Origin of the sequence: Mesorhizobium sp. WSM4313, from assembly GCF_002294725.1 — a bacterium.
Lineage (GTDB): Bacteria > Pseudomonadota > Alphaproteobacteria > Rhizobiales > Rhizobiaceae > Mesorhizobium.
In genome coordinates, this window is the sequence record NZ_NSFT01000001.1 from 476,957 (window position 1) to 494,842 (window position 17,886).

Consider the following 17,886-nt stretch of genomic DNA (forward strand, 5'->3'; position numbering starts at 1 on the left):
AAGCAAATCTGCCGATGCAGTTCTTTGCCCATGACGGTTTCGAACTTGCCTATCTCGATCGCCAGCCGGCCTCGGGGCAGGGCGACCCGGTGCTGATGATCCATGGCTTTGCCTCGAGCCACTACGTCAACTGGGTCTCGCCGGGCTGGTTCAAGACGCTGAATGACGCCGGCTACCGGGCGATCGCTTTCGACCATCGCGGCCATGGCTCGTCGTCGAAGAGCTATGACGAGGCCGATTACACACCGGCCAAGATGGCGTCCGATGCGGCCGCGCTGCTTGATAATCTCGGCATCGAGCGCGCGCATGTCATGGGTTATTCGATGGGCGCGCGCGTTTCGGCTTTCCTGGCGCTCTCCGATCCGCAGAAGGTGGCGACGCTGGTGTTCGGCGGCCTCGGCATCGGCATGATCGACGGCGTTGGCGACTGGGATCCGATCGCGGCGGCCCTGCTGGCGGAGGATCCCGCCGCCACCACCCATCCGCGCGGCCGCTCCTTTCGTGCTTTCGCAGATCAGACGCGCAGCGACCGTCGTGCGCTTGCGGCTTGCATCGCAAAGTCGCGCGAGTTGCTGAGCGAGGATGACATGGCCCGCATCGCCCAGCCGACACTGATCGCCGTCGGCACCAAAGATGACATCGGCGGCTCGCCGGACGAGCTTGCCGCCCTCATGCCTAACGCCAGGGCCTTTCACATCGAGGGACGCGACCACATGCTTGCCGTCGGCGACAAGAGCTTCAAGCAGCGCGTGCTCGAGTTCTACGCCGAAAACCCGCTCTGAGCGCGGCGCTGCTGGGCTGACAAATGGTCGATCTGCTCGTCGCGCTAGCCCTGCGCCCTCCTGTCGGCGAGGGACCTCGCCATGACGCACAGCAGCTCGAACATCATCGTCGCGCCGGCCAGCGCCGTCATGCCGCCGACGTCGAACGGAGGCGCGACCTCGACGACATCGGCGCCGACGAAATTCAATCCGTCCAACAATCGAACCAACTCCTGCGCCTCGCGTGTCGTGAAACCGCCGATCTCCGGCGTGCCGGTGCCGGGAGCCATGGACGGGTCGATGCAATCGATGTCGAACGTCACATAGGTCGGGCTGTTGCCGACTAGATCGCGCGCTTCCTGCATGACCGAAGCGACGCCGCGCCGGACGAATTCTTCCATATAGATGATACGCACGCCCTGAGCGGTCGCCCAATCGTGTTCGCCCGGTTCATAGATCGAGCCTCTGATCCCGATCTGGACAATCCGCTTCGGGTCGAGCAGCCCCTCCTCGATCGCGCGGCGGAAAGGCGTTCCGTGCGTGTAGGGATTGTCGCCGAAATAGCGGTCATTGGTGTCGGAATGCGCATCGAAGTGAACCATGCCGACAGGCGCCTTGCGGGCCACGGCGCGCAGCACCGGCAGCGTCGTCGGGTGGTCGCCGCCCGCGGCGAGCGGCAGGGCACCGTCCGCTACGATCGCCGCAATGCCGTCCTCGATGCGCTTCAACCCATCGAGCAGGTTGATCGGGTTGACCGAGACGTCGCCGACATCGGCAATATTGGCGATGGAGAACGGTTCGGTTCCCGAGACATGGTGGACCCGGCGCATCAGGCTCGACTGGTTCCTGATTTCGCGCGGACCGTGGCGGGCGCCGGCCCGGTTGGTCGTGCCGCCGTCCCATGGAATTCCGACAAGGGCGATGTCGAGCCCCTTCGCGCCCGGCACGGCTGGCAGCCGCATGAAAGTGGAAAGCCCGGCAAAGCGCGGCACCTGCGCTGCGTCGACGGGTTGGTGGAAGCTGTTTTCCATGGTGGCGGCCATCCCAGAGCGGTTCACGTTCGATAGCGATCGCAGGGCCTTGAATTTGGGCATAGAGGCAAAGCCCTGCGTGAGTATGGGCCTATCAGGGCTGGTCTTGCAGGGCCTGCAATGAATGGCTGAGATTTTCCCTGGCCTGCGCCTCGAACCGATCCCGGAACTCGGTCGTATGGAAAATGTGCGGACGGGCGAGGAAACTCTTCAGGACGGCCGAGCGGCCGGCGTGCCACATCGGCTCCTCCACCCAGCCATATTCCAGCCGGACCGCCTTCTCATAAGCATCGAACACCGCCGGTCCGGCGCCGAGGATCGCCAGATCCATGTCGAGCAAAAGGGCCGCATCGTTGAGCGCGCCCTCGTCGCGCAAAGGCGGCAATTGATGGGTGGCGGTGGCGTTGATCATCGCCGCTATGCGGGCGAGGCGATGAGGATCGACGCGCCCGGCAAGCTTTTTCTCGGCCAGGTCTGCGCTTTTTGCCTCATTGTCCTTGGCGCGGCTGTCATAGATCGCGTCATGAAACCAGATCGCCGCTTCGATGGCGCCCGGGTCGTCGAGCAGGTCTCGGTATTCTTCAGCCAGCGCCAGCATGGCCTCGATATGGGCGAGGTTGTGATAGTGCCGGTCCCCGGCCTGATAGAGGGCGCAAAGCTCGGCTTTCAGCGCAACATCGATCAGCGTCTCTTTTTCCATGACGAATTTTTCCGGGCGGCTAACGCTGGCAGGACAACGCAAGTCGCCGCCGGCTTCAAGAGCATATGTATCCGATTGACCAAAATGCGCGACGGAGGGAAGCTGCCGAGATCGAACCCAAGGAGCGTGACATGACCGGCGGGACGAAACCTGGCACGATCGACATGAAATTGGAGGCGGTCGTCATCCCGGTTGCCGATGTCGATCGAGCCAAGGGCTTCTATGCCGGCTTGGGCTGGAGGCTCGATGCTGACTTCGTGGTCGGCGACGCGTTCCGAGTCGTGCAGTTCACGCCGCCGGGTTCGCCATGTTCGATCCATTTCGGCACGGGCCTCACATCGGCCGCGCCTGGTTCGGCGAAAGTGCTTTATCTGATCGTGTCCGATATTGAAGCGGCCCGGGCTGAACTCGTGGCGCGTGGCGTCGAGGCAAGCGACATCTTCCACCGCAACGGCCCCGGCCAGCCGCCGATCAAAGGCCGGCATCCGGAGGGGCGCAGCTATTCCTCGTTCGTCACATTCAGCGATCCGGACGGCAATGGCTGGCTGCTGCAGGAGATCACCCAGCGCTTGCCCGGGCGCGTCGATGCGGGTGACACGACGTTCACTTCATCCCCGGAACTTGCGGCCGCGCTGCGGCGGGCCGCGGCGGCACACGGCGAACATGAGAAACGCGCTGGCGGACAGTACGACAAGAACTGGCCCGACTGGTACGCCGCTTACATGGTGGCGGAACAGGCCGGAACGGCATTGCCGCAGTGAGGTCTGACGCCGGACTGTGACCGTTTCCTACGTTTGGGGAGACGACAATCGAGGCGATTTCGAATGCGCTCCCGATCAAGGGTTCGTTTTCCATCGCCGCTTGAATTTGCGTGAACCAGGTCCATTTGACAAAGCACTAAGGAAAATTGAGTTCAACCGTGCTATGATGTGGCCTATATGTGCCGCCGGAGAATGAGGAAGGCCGGAGAGCGTCGATGAACAGCATTACGATTGCCCGCCCCAGCAGGGTGCAGCCGGTCGATCCGATCTGGCGGTCGATCCGCGACGAAGCGATGGAGGCGGTGAACCGCGATCCGTTGCTGGCGGCCTTCCTCTATTCGACGATCCTCAACCAGGAGAGCCTGGAAGAAGCGGTGATCCACCGGCTTGCCGAGCGCCTCGACCACCAGGATATCGGCTCTGATCTCATCCGCCAGACCTTCAAAGCCATGCTGGACGACGATCCTGACTGGAGCACGACGGTGCGCGTCGACATCCAGGCCTATTACGATCGCGACCCGGCCTGCGACCGTTTCATCATGCCGGTGCTCTATTTCAAAGGTTTTCACGCCATCCAGACGCATCGTCTGGCGCACTGGCTGTGGAACCATGGCCGCCGGGACTTCGCGCTCTACCTGCAGAGCAGGTCGTCGTCGGTGTTCCAGACCGATATCAACCCGGCCGCTCGCATCGGCAAGGGTATCTTTATCGATCACGCCACCGGGCTGGTCGTCGGCGAGACGGCGGTCATCGAGGATGACGTGTCGATCCTGCACGGCGTGACGCTGGGCGGCACCGGCAAGGCCAATGGCGACCGTCATCCGAAGATCCGCCGCGGCGTGCTGATCGGCGCCGGCGCCAAGATTCTCGGCAATATCGAGGTCGGTCATTGCTCGAAGATTGCCGCCGGTTCGGTGGTGCTGTCGCCCGTGCCGCACAACAAGACGGTCGCCGGCGTGCCGGCGCGGGTCGTGGGGGAAACCGGCTGCGACCAGCCCTCGCGACAGATGGACCAGCTCCTGCCGTCGCAGAGCATGGACCACGTGGTCAGCTTCGACATCTGAGACTGTCAGCCCGCTTGGTGACCGGAATCCGGCCACGGTTTTCAAGTGCCGGTTGTCACGTGTTATCCTGTCGGCTTGCCTTTACATCGCCATCGTCGGCGTGTCAGAAGCGCGTTCCCATGAATTAAGCCGACATTTCGGAGAAGTCTTTTGAAGCCTGACGAAATCAGAAAGCTGGACGCCTATTTCAAGCGCGTCTTCCAGAATCCCAAGCTGCAGGTGAAGGCGCGTCCGCGCAAGGAAGACTCGGCCGAAGTCTATGTCGGCGACGAATTCCTCGGCATCGTCTTCAAGGACGAGGACGACGGCGACTACAATTTCTCGATGGCGATCCTCGACATCGACCTCGCCTGAGCCGGCGACAGCTCCGGCCGGCGCGCGCGACACTGCCGCCCGGCCTGCTGCAATCCTCAGGCGGAGTACCGCCTAATCCTGGCAGTGCCGCAGAATGTGTACGCGCCGCCAGCTGGTCGAACTTTCCCGCACCACCACCCTACGCGCTACCGTCCCGTAAGACGGCGGGATTTCCCGGATGCGGACTTGTTGCGGCCGCACCAGCACTTCGTGGGCAACCGCTTCATATTCCGCCGGCTGAACGACGCGCCGGACGCGCTCCGGCTGGACCACGACCGTCTCGGCGACGCGCGCATAGCGGGCCTTTCGCCATACCTTGCACAGCACCTTGCGGCCATGGATGACGCGCCATTCCCAGGCATAGCCGCCATCGTCGACCTTGACAGTGTGGTAGACCGTGCGTGTGACCGCCGGCGCGGTCTCGTAGGTGACGCGCGGCGGCGCGATCTGCTCCACGCCTTGATAGGTGCCGTAAATCGGCGCGTCGTAGTCGACCACCTGTCCGCCAGGGTTCAGCATCACGTCCTCGTAGAGGGTATCGTAAAGTGCCGGCCTGTGGATCGGCTCGTAGCATTCGAGCGCGCGGCCGCCTGCGGCGGTTTCACAGACGCTGGCAAGCATCGCGACTGCCGCCAGCGATGCGGAGCTTTTGCGGATCATGACATTCCCCCGTTGAAAAAGGATGTCTTCACAATGCAGGACTGTAACGGAAGCTCCGCGGGCGGACAGCGATTTCAAGGCTTTTCGTTAAGCGTCGTGGTTAAGGAATGGCTACCTTGCGAGCGCATTACGGGGCCGGCCGGGACTGGCCCGTCTCATCAGGCCAGAGCGCGCCCGTGCTCCGCGGGCCTACCGCGCTTGATTCGGCTTAACCAGATGGCTAGGAGAGGCGGCCTTGCGCTAGGGTGAGCCCGCATCCTATTTAGGTCGTAACCAATCCAGAACGATTCCGCGCGATTGCTGATATATCAAGGTGCCGGAATCCATCTCCTACAAGGGTAGTCCATGAAGAACCCCGTTGAAACCTACATGAACCTCGTTCCGATGGTGGTCGAGCAGACCAACCGCGGCGAGCGTGCCTATGACATTTTCTCGCGCCTCTTGAAGGAACGCATCATCTTCATCACCGGTCCGGTCGAGGACGGGATGGCGACGCTGGTTTGTGCACAGCTTTTGTTCCTCGAGGCGGAGAACCCCAAGAAGGAAATCAACCTCTATATCAATTCGCCGGGCGGCGTCGTCACCTCGGGCATGGCGATCTACGACACGATGCAGTTCATCAAGCCGGCGGTGTCGACGCTCTGCATCGGCCAGGCCGCCTCGATGGGTTCGCTGCTTCTGACCGCCGGCCACAAGGACATGCGTTTTGCCACGCCGAACGCCCGGATCATGGTCCATCAGCCGTCCGGCGGCTTCCAGGGCCAAGCCTCGGACATCGAACGTCATGCGCAGGACATCATCAAGCTGAAGCGCCGCTTGAACGAGGTCTATGTCAAGCATACCGGCAAGAGCTATGACGAGATCGAGAAGACGCTCGACCGCGACCATTTCATGACCGCGGACGAGGCCAGGGACTTCGGCCTGATCGACAAGGTCATTTCCAGCCGCGAGGCGGTCGAGACAGCCACCGCTTCAGCCTGACCTCGACGGCAAATGGCAGCATAACGCGGTTTTGGCGGGTCTTGCGGCATTTCGGCCACATTTGGCTGTTCCCTCAGGCGTTGGGATTGCCTACGTTAAGGCTATGTTGATTTTCGACGGCTTAGCTTTGCGTGGGGTTGCTGCGAATCATTGCCGCGTTTTCTGATTTGTGTTTCGTACGGAATGCGCTGTGTGAGCCGGGACACTGGCGGTGGCGGATTCCCGCGATAGATTGGTGAAGACGTCACTCAAAGCCAGACGGTCGGCGGGCGTCGGTGAAAGGACAGAAAAATGAGCAAGGTCAGCAACGGCGGCGGTGATTCAAAGAACACCCTCTACTGCTCGTTTTGCGGCAAGAGCCAGCACGAGGTCCGCAAGCTGATCGCGGGGCCGACGGTCTTTATCTGCGACGAATGCGTCGAGCTGTGCATGGACATCATCCGCGAGGAGAACAAGACCTCGATGGTGAAGTCGCGCGAAGGCGTGCCGACACCGCAGGAAATCCTCAAGGTCCTCGACGACTACGTCATCGGCCAACCCTATGCCAAGCGCGTGCTGTCGGTGGCGGTTCACAACCACTACAAGCGCCTGGCGCATGCCGGCAAGAACAACGACGTCGAGCTGGCCAAGTCCAATATCCTTCTGATCGGCCCGACCGGCTGCGGCAAGACGCTTCTCGCGCAGACGCTCGCCCGCATCATCGACGTGCCGTTCACCATGGCCGACGCAACGACGCTGACCGAGGCCGGCTATGTCGGCGAGGACGTCGAGAACATCATCCTGAAGCTGTTGCAGTCGGCCGACTACAATGTCGAGCGGGCGCAGCGCGGCATCGTCTATATCGACGAAATCGACAAGATCTCGCGCAAGTCGGATAATCCCTCGATCACCCGCGACGTGTCGGGCGAGGGCGTGCAGCAGGCGCTCCTGAAGATCATGGAGGGCACGGTCGCCTCCGTGCCGCCGCAGGGCGGCCGCAAGCATCCGCAGCAGGAATTCCTGCAGGTCGACACCGCCAACATCCTGTTCATCTGCGGCGGCGCCTTCGCGGGGCTGGACAAGATCATCTCGGATCGCGGCCGCAAGACCTCGATCGGCTTCGGCGCCACCGTGGCATCGCCCGAGGATCGGCGCACCGGCGACCTGTTCCGCCAGGTCGAGCCGGAGGATCTCCTGAAATTCGGCCTGATCCCGGAATTCGTAGGTCGTCTGCCGGTCCTGGCGACGCTGGAAGACCTCGACGAGCCGGCGCTGATCCAGATCCTGACCGAACCGAAGAACGCGCTGGTCAAGCAATATCAGCGGCTGTTCGAGATGGAGAATGTCGACTTGACGTTCCACGAGAACGCGCTGTCGGCGATCGCCAAGCGCGCCATCGAGCGCAAGACCGGCGCGCGCGGCCTGCGCTCCATCATGGAAGCGATCCTGCTCGACACCATGTTCGAGCTTCCGGCGCTGGAAGGCGTGCGCGAGGTGGTGATTTCGGAAGAGGTGGTGTCCGGCAACGCCCGGCCGCTCTACATCTACTCCGAGCAGAAGGAAAAGAAGGGCAATGTCAGCGCCTGAAATGGCACTGCGCCCGACAATTTTCATGGAACGGCGCCCGCGTGGCGCCGTTTTGCTGTCAAGGGCGGGGAGGCGAGCAGTGGAAGGGCTCGAACGACCGTGTTAACCCTTGATCTTTGCCTCGGTTACATCCACCTAACAGCAGAAGGCCGAGGCGCCGAATTCTGTGCTGTAAAATTCCCGTCACAAACGGTGGTAGGCGGAACGACGCTCGGTCGTTAATATGAGATTCGCGGTTGGCTAAAATAAGCGGCCGCGACATGAAAGGTTGGACAATGGCCAAGATATCCAAGGCTTCCGGCGACGGCGTTTTCGCAGTCCTCCCACTGCGCGATATCGTCGTGTTCCCGCATATGATCGTTCCGCTCTTCGTGGGCCGTGAAAAGTCGATCAAGGCGCTGGAAGAGGTGATGGGTCAGGAAAAACAGATCCTGCTTGCCACCCAGATGAATGCAGCCGACGACGATCCTGAGCCCGGTGCGATTTTCGACATCGGCACGCTCGCCAATGTGCTGCAGCTTTTGAAGCTTCCCGACGGCACCGTGAAGGTGCTGGTCGAGGGCGCCTCGCGCGCCAAGATCGTCTCGTTCACCGACCGTGCCGATTTCCATGAGGCCCGCGCCACGGCGCTCGCCGAGCCGGAAGAGGAAGAGGTTGAAATCGAGGCGCTTGCCCGCTCGGTCGTCACCGACTTCGAGAATTACGTGAAGCTGAACAAAAAGATCTCGCCCGAAGTGGTGGGTGCCGCCAGCCAGATCGACGACTATTCCAAGCTCGCCGATACGGTTGCATCGCATCTCGCCATCAAGATCCCCGAGAAGCAGGAGATGCTTGCAACGCTTTCCGTCAAGGAGCGTCTGGAGAAGGCGATGGGCTTCATGGAAGCCGAAATCTCCGTGCTCCAGGTGGAAAAGCGCATCCGTTCGCGCGTCAAGCGCCAGATGGAGAAGACGCAGCGCGAGTACTACCTCAACGAGCAGATGAAGGCGATCCAGAAGGAGCTCGGCGAGGGCGAGGACGGCCGCGACGAGGCCGCCGAGATCGAGGCGCGCATCAAGAAGACCAAGCTCTCCAAGGAGGCCCGCGAAAAGGCGGAGGCCGAGTTGAAGAAGCTGCGCTCGATGTCGCCGATGTCGGCTGAATCGACGGTCGTGCGCAACTATCTCGATTGGCTCTTGTCGATCCCGTGGGGCAAGAACTCCAAGGTCAAGCAGGACCTCGCCTTTGCGCAGGACGTGCTCGATGCCGATCACTTCGGCCTCGACAAGGTCAAGGAACGCATCGTCGAGTATCTCGCCGTGCAGAGCCGCCAGAAGAAGCTGAAGGGGCCGATCCTGTGCCTCGTCGGCCCGCCCGGCGTCGGCAAGACCTCGCTCGGCAAGTCGATCGCCAAGGCCACCGGCCGCGAGTTCATCCGCATGGCGCTCGGCGGCGTGCGCGACGAGGCCGAGATCCGTGGCCATAGGCGGACCTATATCGGCTCGATGCCCGGCAAGGTCATCCAGTCGATGAAGAAGGCCAAGAAGTCCAACCCGCTCTTCCTGCTCGACGAGATCGACAAGATGGGCCAGGACTTCCGCGGCGATCCGTCGTCGGCCCTGTTGGAAGTGCTCGATCCGGAGCAGAACTCGACGTTCATGGATCATTACCTCGAGGTCGAATACGACCTGTCGAGCGTGATGTTCGTGACGACCGCGAACACGCTGAACATCCCTGCGCCTCTGATGGACCGCATGGAGATCATCCGTATCGCCGGTTACACCGAGGACGAGAAGATCGAGATCGCCAAGCGTCACCTGATGCCCAAGGTGATCCGCGACCATGCCCTGCAGCCGAACGAATTCTCGGTCGGCGAGGACGCGATCCGCGGCATCATCCAGACCTACACGCGGGAAGCCGGCGTGCGCAGCCTGGAGCGCGAGCTGATGAAGCTCGGCCGTAAGGCGGTGACCGAGATCCTGCGGACCAAGAAGAAGACGGTGAAGATCACGGCGGACAACCTCGCCGATTATCTCGGCGTGCCGCGCTTCCGCTTCGGCCAGATCGAGGCCGACGATCAGGTCGGCGTGGTCACGGGTCTTGCCTGGACGGAAGTCGGCGGCGAGCTGCTGACGGTCGAAGGCGTCATGATGCCCGGCAAGGGCCGCATGACGGTGACCGGCAATCTGCGCGACGTGATGAAGGAATCGATCTCGGCGGCGGCGTCCTACGTCCGCTCGCGCGCCATTGATTTCGGCATCGAGCCGCCGCTGTTCGACAAGCGCGACATCCACGTGCATTTGCCGGAGGGTGCCACGCCGAAGGACGGCCCGTCTGCCGGTGCGGCCATGGCCACGGCCATCGTGTCGGTGCTGACGGGTATTCCGGTCCGCGCCGATGTGGCGATGACCGGCGAAATCACGCTGCGCGGCCGTATTCTGCCGATTGGCGGCCTGAAGGAGAAGCTGCTCGCGGCGCTGCGCGGCGGCATCAAGAAGGTGCTGATCCCGGAAGAGAACGTCAAGGATCTGGCGGAGATTCCGGACAATGTGAAGAACGGCATGGAGATCGTCCCGGTCTCGCGGGTCGGCGAGGTGCTCGCGCACGCGCTGACCAGGATGCCGGAGCCGATCGAGTGGGTCGAACCGGTCAATGCGCCGGCTCCGGTCGACAGCGGCGACGATGCTGGAAAGTCGCTTGCTCATTAGCATTTGCTAATATTGCAGCGCACAAAGAGAGAGCCGGGCTTTCAAGCCCGGCTCTTTTCGTGTGAAAAGCCACGAAAAAGTGGAAAAAAGCCCGGAATTCCGCGGTTTTCGGCTTGGGTTCCGGAGCGCTTCTTTCTAAAGTCCGTCTCCTGCCGGATGAGTCGTAGTTCCGGTTTTCTCATGGAAGGGAATTTTTATGAACAAGAACGAACTGGTGTCCGCCGTCGCCGACTCCGCAAGCATTTCGAAGGCTGATGCGCAGTCCGCTGTCGATGCGGTGTTCTCCGTGATCACTGGCGAACTGAAGAAGGGCGGCGATGTCCGGCTTGTCGGCTTCGGAAATTTCACCGTGTCAAAACGCGCTGCTTCGACCGGCCGCAACCCGCAGACCGGCGCGGAAGTGAAGATTCCGGCGCGCACCGTGCCGAAGTTCTCGGCCGGCAAGGGCCTCAAGGACGCGGTCAACTAAGACCTTTTTCTTTTAAGAACAGAAAAGCCGGGCAAGCCCGGCTTTTCTTTTTTATGGCTGTTCGCAGGCCGTTTCAGGCCGTTGGCGCGTCGGCGCGCATCAGGCCTTCCTGTTTCAAATCCGCCCACAGCGCCGCAGGTATTTTGGTGTCGAGCAGGGCGCGGTTGCTTTCAACTTCGGCCGGCCGCTGGCCGCCAGGGATCACCGACACTACCGAAGGATGCTGCAGCGGGAACTGCAGCGCCGCCTCGATCAGGCGCACGTTGTGGCGCTTGCAGACGGCTTCGATGCGCGCCACGCGATCCAGGATCTCCTTCGGCGCCTCGCTGTAATTGTAGAAGGCTCCGGGCTTCGGGCCGGTCGCCAGCACGCCGGAATTGTAGGGGCCGCCCAGCACGATGCCGATGCCGCGCTTCTGGCAAAGCGGCAGGAAGGTGGCAAGCGCCTCCTGCTCGAGCAGCGTGTAGCGGCCGGCGAGCAGAAACAGGTCGAAATCGCCGCGTTCGGCGAGGGTCTGTGCCACCTGCCACTCGTTGATGCCGCCGCCAAAGGCCTTGATCACGCCCTGGTCGCGCAGCGAAAGCAGCCCGTAATAGCCAGACGACATGAACTCCTCGATGCGGGCATCGGAGGCTTCCTTGCTGCCGTGGGTAAAGATGTCGACGTCGTGGACGAAGAGGATGTCGACACGGTCGACCCCGAGGCGTTCCAGCGAGGCCTCGAAGGAGCGCATGACGCCATCATAGGAGTAGTCGTAGACTTCCCGGCGCGACGGCGTCTCGAAGAACTTGCCAATGCCGGTGCGCTGGTCCGGCGGGGCGACGCGCATGATGCGCCCGACCTTGCTCGACAGCACATAGTCGTCGCGCTTCCTGCCGCGCAGAAACGGGTTGAGGCGGGTTTCCGACAGGCCGAGGCCATAGAGCGGCGCCGTATCATAGTAGCGGCAGCCGGTCGCCCATGCCGCTTCCAAGGTGGCATTGGCGTCCTCGTCGGAGATGGCGCGATAGAGATTGCCGAGCGGCGCGGTGCCGAAGCCGAGCTCGGTGAAGGTGATGCCGCCATTGCCGATGCGGTCGAAGTGCCGTGTCTTCATGTCTGACGATGTCCCGGAGTGATTTGTCTGACATGACACTATCACGCTCGTGGCCCAGCAAAAGTGCCGAGGCTCGTTGGACAGCGATTTTCGCAATGGTAGCATGAACAAAAACAAGCCTTTCGTGGTCGCGAGCCGCAATTCCATAGAGGCAAGCGACGCCCGGCAGGCAAGGTGAGCCGTCATGATCAAAGCCGGATCAGAGGTGTTCGCGACCGCGCTGGACGAGCTTGGCGCGGTGCTGGCGCGCACGGATGAAGCTCGCATCGACGCCGCCTGCAAAATGCTTGCCGGCGCCGGCAGGATCGCCGTCTATGGTTGCGGCCGCGAGGCGCTGCAGGTCAAGGGCTTCGCCATGCGGCTCTACCATCTCGGCCTGCCGGTCTCGGTTGTCGGCGACATGACCACGCCGCCGTTGGGGCAAGGGGATGTGTTCCTGGCGAGCTCAGGTCCCGGCGAGACCACCACGGTGCTGACCTTGATGCGGGTTGCCCGCGAGGCCGGCGCGAAGGTGCTGCTCTTGACCGCAGAACCGGCAAGCAGCGCCGCCAAGCTCGCCGACTTCACGCTCGTCATCCCGGCGCAGACGATGGCCAGCGACCAGGGCGAGGCAAGAAGCTCGGTGCTGCCGATGGGCTCGCTGTTCGAAGGCGCGCTGTTTCTTCTGTTCGAAATCATGGTGCTGAAGCTCCAGGCGCTGACCAATGCGACGCCGGAAGCGATGCGCGCCAGGCACACCAACATGGAGTAAGGAGATGCGCTACGAACTGATGCTGCCGCACCAGATCCGCAAGGCGATCGAGGAGAACTGGCCGGTGGTGCTGCCGCTCGGCGTGCTCGAATATCACGGCGAGCACATGGCGGTCGGCATGGACACGCTGGCGGTGATCAAGACGGTCGAACTGATCGAGAAGGAAAGGGACATCGTCATCCTGCCGCCCTTCTATTACGGCGCGGCAAGCTATGCGGTGGCGGCGCCGGAAGGCAGCGGCTCGGTGCAGGTCGGCGGCCCGGCGCTTTCGCCTTTCGCGGAGGAGTTGTTCTATGGGCTGCTGCGCGTCGGCTTCCGCAACATTCACGCCATCATTCATCATCAGACCGAGAATTTCGCGGCCGGCATGCCGACCGATCTCGCCTTCAAGACCGCCGGCCGGCAGGCAATCTTCCGCTTCCTCGAAAAGGAGCGCGGCGAGGGCTGGTGGGGCTCGAACGCGATGGCCGATTACTATGCCGGCCATGCGCAGGGCGAGAATGTCTTCAACTGGGTCCAGGTGCATCCGCTGATGCCGGCCGCGATGAACGGCAAATATCCGTTCGACCATGCCGGCATCGGCGAAACCTCGCTGATGCTGGCGCTATGCCCGGAGGCGGTGGACGAGAAGCATTTGGCCGACAACACCGGCTGGTACACGAAAAGTGCCGTGGAAGCCTCGGCGGGCCTCGGCAAGATCGGCGTCGCGATGATCCTCGACCATTTGCGGTCGATTCTGGTGCGATAGGCGTGATTCTTCCTTGTGGGAGAAGGGGTCGCCGAGACGGATGAGGGGTGTTCCAGGGAACGCAGACGCCTCACTCCGCTGGAGCACCCCTCATCCGTCTCGGCGCCAACGCGCCGATCCACCTTCTCCCACAAGGGGAGAAGGAAAGGCGCCCCGCTTACTTCACCGAGCCGGCCGTCATGCCCATGATCAGATAGCGCTCGAGCGCGATGCCGATGATGGCCAGCGGCGTGATTGCGGCGGTGGCCAAGGCCGCCATCGACCACCAGTTGATGCCTTGCGAGCCGGTCTGGCTCGCCACCATAACTGGGATGGTCTTGGCATCGGTCGATGTCAGAAGGGCGGCGAAGAAATACTCGTTCCAGCACAGCACCATCGCCAGGATGAAGGCGGCGACCATGCCGGGCAGCGCGATCGGCATGACGATGCGGAAAAAGGCGCCCCAGATCGACAGCCCGTCGACAAGGGCTGCCTCCTCCAATTCAACGGGTATCGAGTTGAACTGGTCGCGCATGATCCAGATGACGATCGGCAGCACCATCAGCGTGTAGAGGAGCACGAGCCCGATGCGCGTATCAAGGAGGGCCACTTCGCGGTAGAGCACCAGGAAGGGGAGCGCCAGAACGACCGGCGGCAGGATCAACTGCGACAGGAAGAAGAAGGAGATGTCCTCGTTCTTGAACCAGGCGAACTTGTAGCGGTAGCGGACAAGGCCATAGGCGGCGAGGCTGCCGATGATGATGGCGAGGCTCGATGCGCCGACCGAGGTGATGACCGAGTTCATGAAGCGTTTGAGGAATTCGTCGCGCACGGTCGAGGTCTGGGAGATCGAGTCCGGCGACAGGCCGAGCGAGCGCCAGCCCTTCCAGTCAGGCGTGAAGTCGACGAAGGGAATGAGATGACCTTGCGTGACGTCGACCGCCGATTTGAACGAAGTGGTGATCGTCCAATAGATCGGGAACAGGCAGACGAATGCCCAAAAGGCAAGCGCGCCATAGATGAAGACGCGGCTGGCGATGAAGGCCGCCGGCGAGCGGATTTCGGAAACGGTGTAGTCGGTGGTCTGGACGCTCATGATGCCGCTCAGTTGACGTTGCGCACGAAGCGACTGGCGAATTTCAGCAGCCAGGTCACGAACACGACGATGATGACCAGATAGGCCATGGCCAGCATGGTGCCGTAGCCGACATTCGAGCGGTCGCGGTACTCGCGATAGATGAAACTCGACACGGAATCGGTGGCGCCGCCAGGGCCGCCGGAGGTCAGGGTGATGATGATGTCGGCAAGCTTTAGCTTGAAGATGATGCGCAGGATCACGGCTGTCACCGATACCGGCAGCATCAGCGGAAAGGTCACCTGCCAGAATGTCTGCCATGCGGTCGCGCCATCGACGCGGGCGGCTTCCAGCACCTCGCGCGACATGGCCTGCAGGCCGGCCAGCAGCATGATCATCATGAACGGGATGAAGGTCCAGGCGTCGAGCATCATGATCGAGATGCGGGCAGTGATCGGATCGGAGAAGAAGGCGGGATTGTCCCAGCCGAGATGACGCGCCAGCGTCGCCGCCGGTCCGAACCGGTACTCCATCAGCGACTTGCCGACCATCCAGGACACCGCGACCGGCGACAGCATCAGCGGCAGCAGGAAGACGACGCGGAAGAATTTGCGGGCGCGGATCTGCGCATTGAGCAGGAGCGCTAGGCCGAAGGCGATGACATATTCGACCAGCACCGCAAGCACATAGAGCACCATGTTCAACAGTGCGTTGCGGTAATAGGGGTCGGCCAGCATCTGCCAGAAATTGTCGAGGCCGTTGAACCTGCGTCCGCTGAAAGAGCTGAGATTCCAGTCGGTCAGCGCGATGTAGAAGCCGAACAGCGTCGGGAAGATCACCATGGCGATGGTGAAGAGCAGGGCCGGCAAAAGGAACAGCGCGCGCTGCCCGTCCTCGCCGCGCGTCAGCACCTGCCAGGCGCCAAGCGCTGCGCCCCACAAGATGTAGGCGTAGACCACAGGACGCCATGTGTCGAAACCGACCGTGGACATCTCGGCCTTGTAGAGGATCTGCACGACGATGATCGCCAGCAGGCCAAGGGTTGCAATGGCCAGCAGGCCCCAGCCGAGGCGCTTGCGGCCTGCCGGGATCAGGTCGGCCGGATGTGCCGGCCACGCATTCACGGTCGAAGTCTGTTCAGCCACGCCTCTCGCCTTCTAGAGCGCTTCACCGTTTCACGGAAACGGCGAACCGCTCTATCTCTTTGTTTTACGCAATTCCGGACGGAAAACCGCTCACACTTTTCCTGGAATTGCTCAAACGCATCAAACCGGCCGAGCCGGTAAAAATGCGGCCCGGTGACGATGTGCCACCGGGCCGCGACGTCTCATAAGCCAGCCTACATGCCGAGCGAGGCTTTGTAGAGCTTGATCTGGTTCTCGCGGCCGATCTGGTCGGTCAGCTTTTCCCAGGCCGCGGCGATGGCGTCGGCGCCTTCCTGCGCCTTCATCTTGCCGGCAAAGGTGTTGGCCAGGATGTCCTCGGCGGCGGAATAGTACTGGAAGATGCCGGGGATGCGCGGCTCGATCGCCGCGTTCGGGTGGTTGTAGGAATCGCCTTCCGACTTCAGATAGGAGGTGATGAAGGCCTCGTCATAGCCGGCGGCCACCCATTCGGGAACGTTGAAATGGGAGTTGCGGTAGGGCTGGAAGCCCGACGGATACATCGCCGTCCAGATCGACAGGTCCTTGCCGCCGAGATGAGCGGCGGCCGACCACGCGGCCTTCTTCTTCTTCTCGTCGGAATCGACGCGGGCCATGACATAGACGCCCCAGCCGAGATAGGCGCAGTTCGGCGCATAGTTCGGCCCGCTGGCGAGCTTTTCCCACTTGCCGGTCTTGGAATTGTAGACGTCGTCGGAGCCGGGCAGGATCGAGAAGCCGGTGACATCGCCGATGACCGACGAGTCATTGGTCTTCACATTCGAGCCGACGTCGCCCCACCAGGGGATCATCGAGCCGGTGCCGGCCAGGAACTGCTGGAAGGCAGTGGTGTTCGGATCGGCATTGATCTGGTCGGCGGGTTCGGACGGCAGGGCGTCGATGACGTCCTGGATGGCGCGCACCCAGGCCGGGTTGTTGATGCGCGGCTTCATCGTGTCGGCGTCGAACAGCCAGGCCTTGTCATCGGGATGCTTGGCGTAAGCGGTGGCGCGGCTGCCGAGGAAATAGAAGCCGAAGCCGCCCCAGGGCTTGGGCGCGTCCAGATAGCCATAGATGTCCTGGCCCTTGAACTGCTTGCCCTTGAGGAACTTGGTGACGGCCTGCACTTCCTGCCAGGTCTTCGGCACGCCCCATTCGGTCGTGGCGCCGCTTTCCTTCCAGGCTTTGGCGAGATCGGCATCCGCGAACACGTCGGTGCGGTAGTTGAAATTGTGCGCGTCGCCATCGATCGTCACGCGATACTGCTTGCCGTCCCAGGTGCCGACCGGCGGCTTCAGGTAGTTGACGAGGTCGTCGAAATCGATCTGCTTCTTGACCCAATCGGGCATCTCGGAGGTAAGGCCCTTGCCGCAGACATCGCCTTCGAAAGGCGCGCCCATCTCGATGATGTCGAAATCGACGGTCTTGGTTGCGATAGACTGCTGCAGACGGGCGTTGTAGTCGGCCTGAGCAAGGTCGATCCAGCTGATCTTGGCGCCCGTATAGGCCTCCCACGGCTTCAGGAAGCCGCGGAACAGCACGTTGTGGAGGTTCTGGTTGTTGAGGCCCATAAAGGTGAGCTCGACACCGGCAAACTCGCCTTCCTTGACATTGGCCTTGGTCGCTTCGAGGCAGAGCTCGCCGACCTTCTGGAAGTCGGCATCCGTCGGCTGGCCTTTGCCGACGCCCGGGATCTGCAGGATTTTCGCGCGCAGACTGTCGTCGGCGGCCGCAGGCTTCGTCAGTGCTCCGAGCCCGGCGCCGGAGGCGGCGGCGATTGCGGCCATGCTGGCCGCACCCTTCAGCACATCGCGGCGGCTTGCGCCGGCGCGCATCAGTTTTTCGTACAGATCGACTCTCATCTACAGGTTCCTCCCAGAACAACAATGCTTGAATTGAAGTGCCAATCTCTCAGACGTCGAAACGCCTCTCGGTTCTCCTCGATCATACCGGACGTGGGGCCCCACCCTGCGTCCCCGGATCTCCGATTTCAGGATAACAGGCCTGCTCTCGGATTGGCACTCGCCACTATTCGCGTAATCGATTACCTTGTCAACAAGA

The 17,886-nt window shown here is 62.2% G+C and carries 17 protein-coding genes; 10 read left to right on the plus strand and 7 right to left on the minus strand.

Annotated elements, in window-relative coordinates:
• Window positions 1-14 precede the first annotated feature (14 nt).
• Window positions 15-782, plus strand: a complete 768-nt coding sequence (locus tag CK219_RS02395) for an alpha/beta hydrolase (RefSeq protein ID WP_095765148.1) — start codon at window positions 15-17, stop codon at window positions 780-782.
• Window positions 783-826: 44 nt separating this feature from the next.
• Here the strand turns inward: CK219_RS02395 and speB are convergent, their stop codons facing one another.
• Together speB and CK219_RS02405 are read right to left on the minus strand one after the other, a co-directional pair.
• Window positions 827-1,792, minus strand: a complete 966-nt coding sequence (gene speB, locus CK219_RS02400) for an agmatinase (protein ID WP_095765584.1) — start codon at window positions 1,790-1,792, stop codon at window positions 827-829.
• Window positions 1,793-1,886: 94 nt separating this feature from the next.
• The gene (locus tag CK219_RS02405; protein ID WP_095765149.1) at window positions 1,887-2,492 is read right to left on the minus strand and encodes a hypothetical protein; all 606 of its coding nucleotides are present in this window, start codon (window positions 2,490-2,492) and stop codon (window positions 1,887-1,889) included.
• Between the two features lie 131 nt (window positions 2,493-2,623).
• On the opposite strand from CK219_RS02405, the gene CK219_RS02410 reads away from it, so the two are divergent.
• The 3 genes from CK219_RS02410 (at window position 2,624) to CK219_RS02420 (ending at window position 4,671) form a co-directional block, all read left to right on the plus strand.
• A complete protein-coding gene (locus tag CK219_RS02410; RefSeq protein WP_095765585.1) occupies window positions 2,624-3,253 on the plus strand; it encodes a VOC family protein in 630 nt (209 codons plus the stop codon).
• Window positions 3,254-3,468: 215 nt separating this feature from the next.
• The gene (gene cysE, locus CK219_RS02415) at window positions 3,469-4,317 is read left to right on the plus strand and encodes a serine O-acetyltransferase (protein ID WP_095765150.1); all 849 of its coding nucleotides are present in this window, start codon (window positions 3,469-3,471) and stop codon (window positions 4,315-4,317) included.
• A gap of 150 nt (window positions 4,318-4,467) precedes the next feature.
• Complete coding sequence (locus CK219_RS02420; protein ID WP_027166457.1) at window positions 4,468-4,671, plus strand: DUF3126 family protein; 204 nt, start codon at window positions 4,468-4,470, stop codon at window positions 4,669-4,671.
• A 72-nt stretch (window positions 4,672-4,743) separates the two neighbouring features.
• Here the strand turns inward: CK219_RS02420 and CK219_RS02425 are convergent, their stop codons facing one another.
• Window positions 4,744-5,331 (minus strand): hypothetical protein, encoded by a 588-nt coding sequence (locus CK219_RS02425; protein WP_095765151.1) that lies wholly within the window; start codon window positions 5,329-5,331, stop codon window positions 4,744-4,746.
• A gap of 345 nt (window positions 5,332-5,676) precedes the next feature.
• Between CK219_RS02425 and CK219_RS02430 the strand changes: the two genes are divergently transcribed.
• The 4 genes from CK219_RS02430 (at window position 5,677) to hupB (ending at window position 11,034) form a co-directional block, all read left to right on the plus strand.
• Window positions 5,677-6,312 (plus strand): ATP-dependent Clp protease proteolytic subunit, encoded by a 636-nt coding sequence (locus tag CK219_RS02430; RefSeq protein ID WP_095765152.1) that lies wholly within the window; start codon window positions 5,677-5,679, stop codon window positions 6,310-6,312.
• 291 nt (window positions 6,313-6,603) lie between these two features.
• Window positions 6,604-7,878, plus strand: a complete 1,275-nt coding sequence (gene clpX, locus CK219_RS02435; RefSeq protein WP_040981372.1) for an ATP-dependent Clp protease ATP-binding subunit ClpX — start codon at window positions 6,604-6,606, stop codon at window positions 7,876-7,878.
• A gap of 275 nt (window positions 7,879-8,153) precedes the next feature.
• A complete protein-coding gene (lon, locus tag CK219_RS02440; protein ID WP_095765586.1) occupies window positions 8,154-10,565 on the plus strand; it encodes an endopeptidase La in 2,412 nt (803 codons plus the stop codon).
• A gap of 196 nt (window positions 10,566-10,761) precedes the next feature.
• Complete coding sequence (hupB, locus tag CK219_RS02445; RefSeq protein WP_027166452.1) at window positions 10,762-11,034, plus strand: DNA-binding protein HupB; 273 nt, start codon at window positions 10,762-10,764, stop codon at window positions 11,032-11,034.
• A gap of 73 nt (window positions 11,035-11,107) precedes the next feature.
• On the opposite strand, the gene CK219_RS02450 is transcribed toward hupB, so the two are convergent.
• Complete coding sequence (locus CK219_RS02450; RefSeq protein ID WP_095765153.1) at window positions 11,108-12,130, minus strand: aldo/keto reductase; 1,023 nt, start codon at window positions 12,128-12,130, stop codon at window positions 11,108-11,110.
• A 184-nt stretch (window positions 12,131-12,314) separates the two neighbouring features.
• Here CK219_RS02450 and hxlB point away from each other — a divergent pair, with 184 nt between their 5' ends.
• Both hxlB and CK219_RS02460 read left to right on the plus strand, forming a co-directional pair.
• Window positions 12,315-12,881 carry a 6-phospho-3-hexuloisomerase gene (gene hxlB / locus CK219_RS02455; RefSeq protein WP_095765154.1) on the plus strand — a complete coding sequence of 189 codons (567 nt, stop codon included), beginning with the start codon at window positions 12,315-12,317 and terminating at the stop codon, window positions 12,879-12,881.
• A 4-nt stretch (window positions 12,882-12,885) separates the two neighbouring features.
• The gene (locus tag CK219_RS02460; RefSeq protein ID WP_095765155.1) at window positions 12,886-13,629 is read left to right on the plus strand and encodes a creatininase family protein; all 744 of its coding nucleotides are present in this window, start codon (window positions 12,886-12,888) and stop codon (window positions 13,627-13,629) included.
• A 157-nt stretch (window positions 13,630-13,786) separates the two neighbouring features.
• Here CK219_RS02460 and CK219_RS02465 read toward each other — a convergent pair whose 3' ends face one another.
• From CK219_RS02465 to CK219_RS02475, 3 genes are all read right to left on the minus strand, one after another.
• A complete protein-coding gene (locus tag CK219_RS02465; RefSeq protein ID WP_095765156.1) occupies window positions 13,787-14,704 on the minus strand; it encodes a carbohydrate ABC transporter permease in 918 nt (305 codons plus the stop codon).
• 8 nt (window positions 14,705-14,712) lie between these two features.
• Window positions 14,713-15,828 carry a sugar ABC transporter permease gene (locus CK219_RS02470; RefSeq protein ID WP_095765157.1) on the minus strand — a complete coding sequence of 372 codons (1,116 nt, stop codon included), beginning with the start codon at window positions 15,826-15,828 and terminating at the stop codon, window positions 14,713-14,715.
• A 194-nt stretch (window positions 15,829-16,022) separates the two neighbouring features.
• Complete coding sequence (locus tag CK219_RS02475) at window positions 16,023-17,687, minus strand: sugar ABC transporter substrate-binding protein (protein ID WP_095765158.1); 1,665 nt, start codon at window positions 17,685-17,687, stop codon at window positions 16,023-16,025.
• Window positions 17,688-17,886 lie beyond the last annotated feature (199 nt).

What these genes read in the sequence shown, in the direction of transcription:
- CK219_RS02395 (WP_095765148.1), top strand. Translation starts at nt 15, where the DNA reads ATGCAGTTCTTTGCCCATGACGGTTTCGAACTTGCCTATCTCGATCGC.
- speB (WP_095765584.1), bottom strand. Translation starts at nt 1,792, where the DNA reads ATGGAAAACAGCTTCCACCAACCCGTCGACGCAGCGCAGGTGCCGCGC.
- CK219_RS02405 (WP_095765149.1), bottom strand. Translation starts at nt 2,492, where the DNA reads ATGGAAAAAGAGACGCTGATCGATGTTGCGCTGAAAGCCGAGCTTTGC.
- CK219_RS02410 (WP_095765585.1), top strand. Translation starts at nt 2,624, where the DNA reads ATGACCGGCGGGACGAAACCTGGCACGATCGACATGAAATTGGAGGCG.
- cysE (WP_095765150.1), top strand. Translation starts at nt 3,469, where the DNA reads ATGAACAGCATTACGATTGCCCGCCCCAGCAGGGTGCAGCCGGTCGAT.
- CK219_RS02425 (WP_095765151.1), bottom strand. Translation starts at nt 5,331, where the DNA reads ATGATCCGCAAAAGCTCCGCATCGCTGGCGGCAGTCGCGATGCTTGCC.
- CK219_RS02430 (WP_095765152.1), top strand. Translation starts at nt 5,677, where the DNA reads ATGAAGAACCCCGTTGAAACCTACATGAACCTCGTTCCGATGGTGGTC.
- clpX (WP_040981372.1), top strand. Translation starts at nt 6,604, where the DNA reads ATGAGCAAGGTCAGCAACGGCGGCGGTGATTCAAAGAACACCCTCTAC.
- lon (WP_095765586.1), top strand. Translation starts at nt 8,154, where the DNA reads ATGGCCAAGATATCCAAGGCTTCCGGCGACGGCGTTTTCGCAGTCCTC.
- hupB (WP_027166452.1), top strand. Translation starts at nt 10,762, where the DNA reads ATGAACAAGAACGAACTGGTGTCCGCCGTCGCCGACTCCGCAAGCATT.
- CK219_RS02450 (WP_095765153.1), bottom strand. Translation starts at nt 12,130, where the DNA reads ATGAAGACACGGCACTTCGACCGCATCGGCAATGGCGGCATCACCTTC.
- hxlB (WP_095765154.1), top strand. Translation starts at nt 12,315, where the DNA reads ATGATCAAAGCCGGATCAGAGGTGTTCGCGACCGCGCTGGACGAGCTT.
- CK219_RS02460 (WP_095765155.1), top strand. Translation starts at nt 12,886, where the DNA reads ATGCGCTACGAACTGATGCTGCCGCACCAGATCCGCAAGGCGATCGAG.
- CK219_RS02465 (WP_095765156.1), bottom strand. Translation starts at nt 14,704, where the DNA reads ATGAGCGTCCAGACCACCGACTACACCGTTTCCGAAATCCGCTCGCCG.
- CK219_RS02475 (WP_095765158.1), bottom strand. Translation starts at nt 17,687, where the DNA reads ATGAGAGTCGATCTGTACGAAAAACTGATGCGCGCCGGCGCAAGCCGC.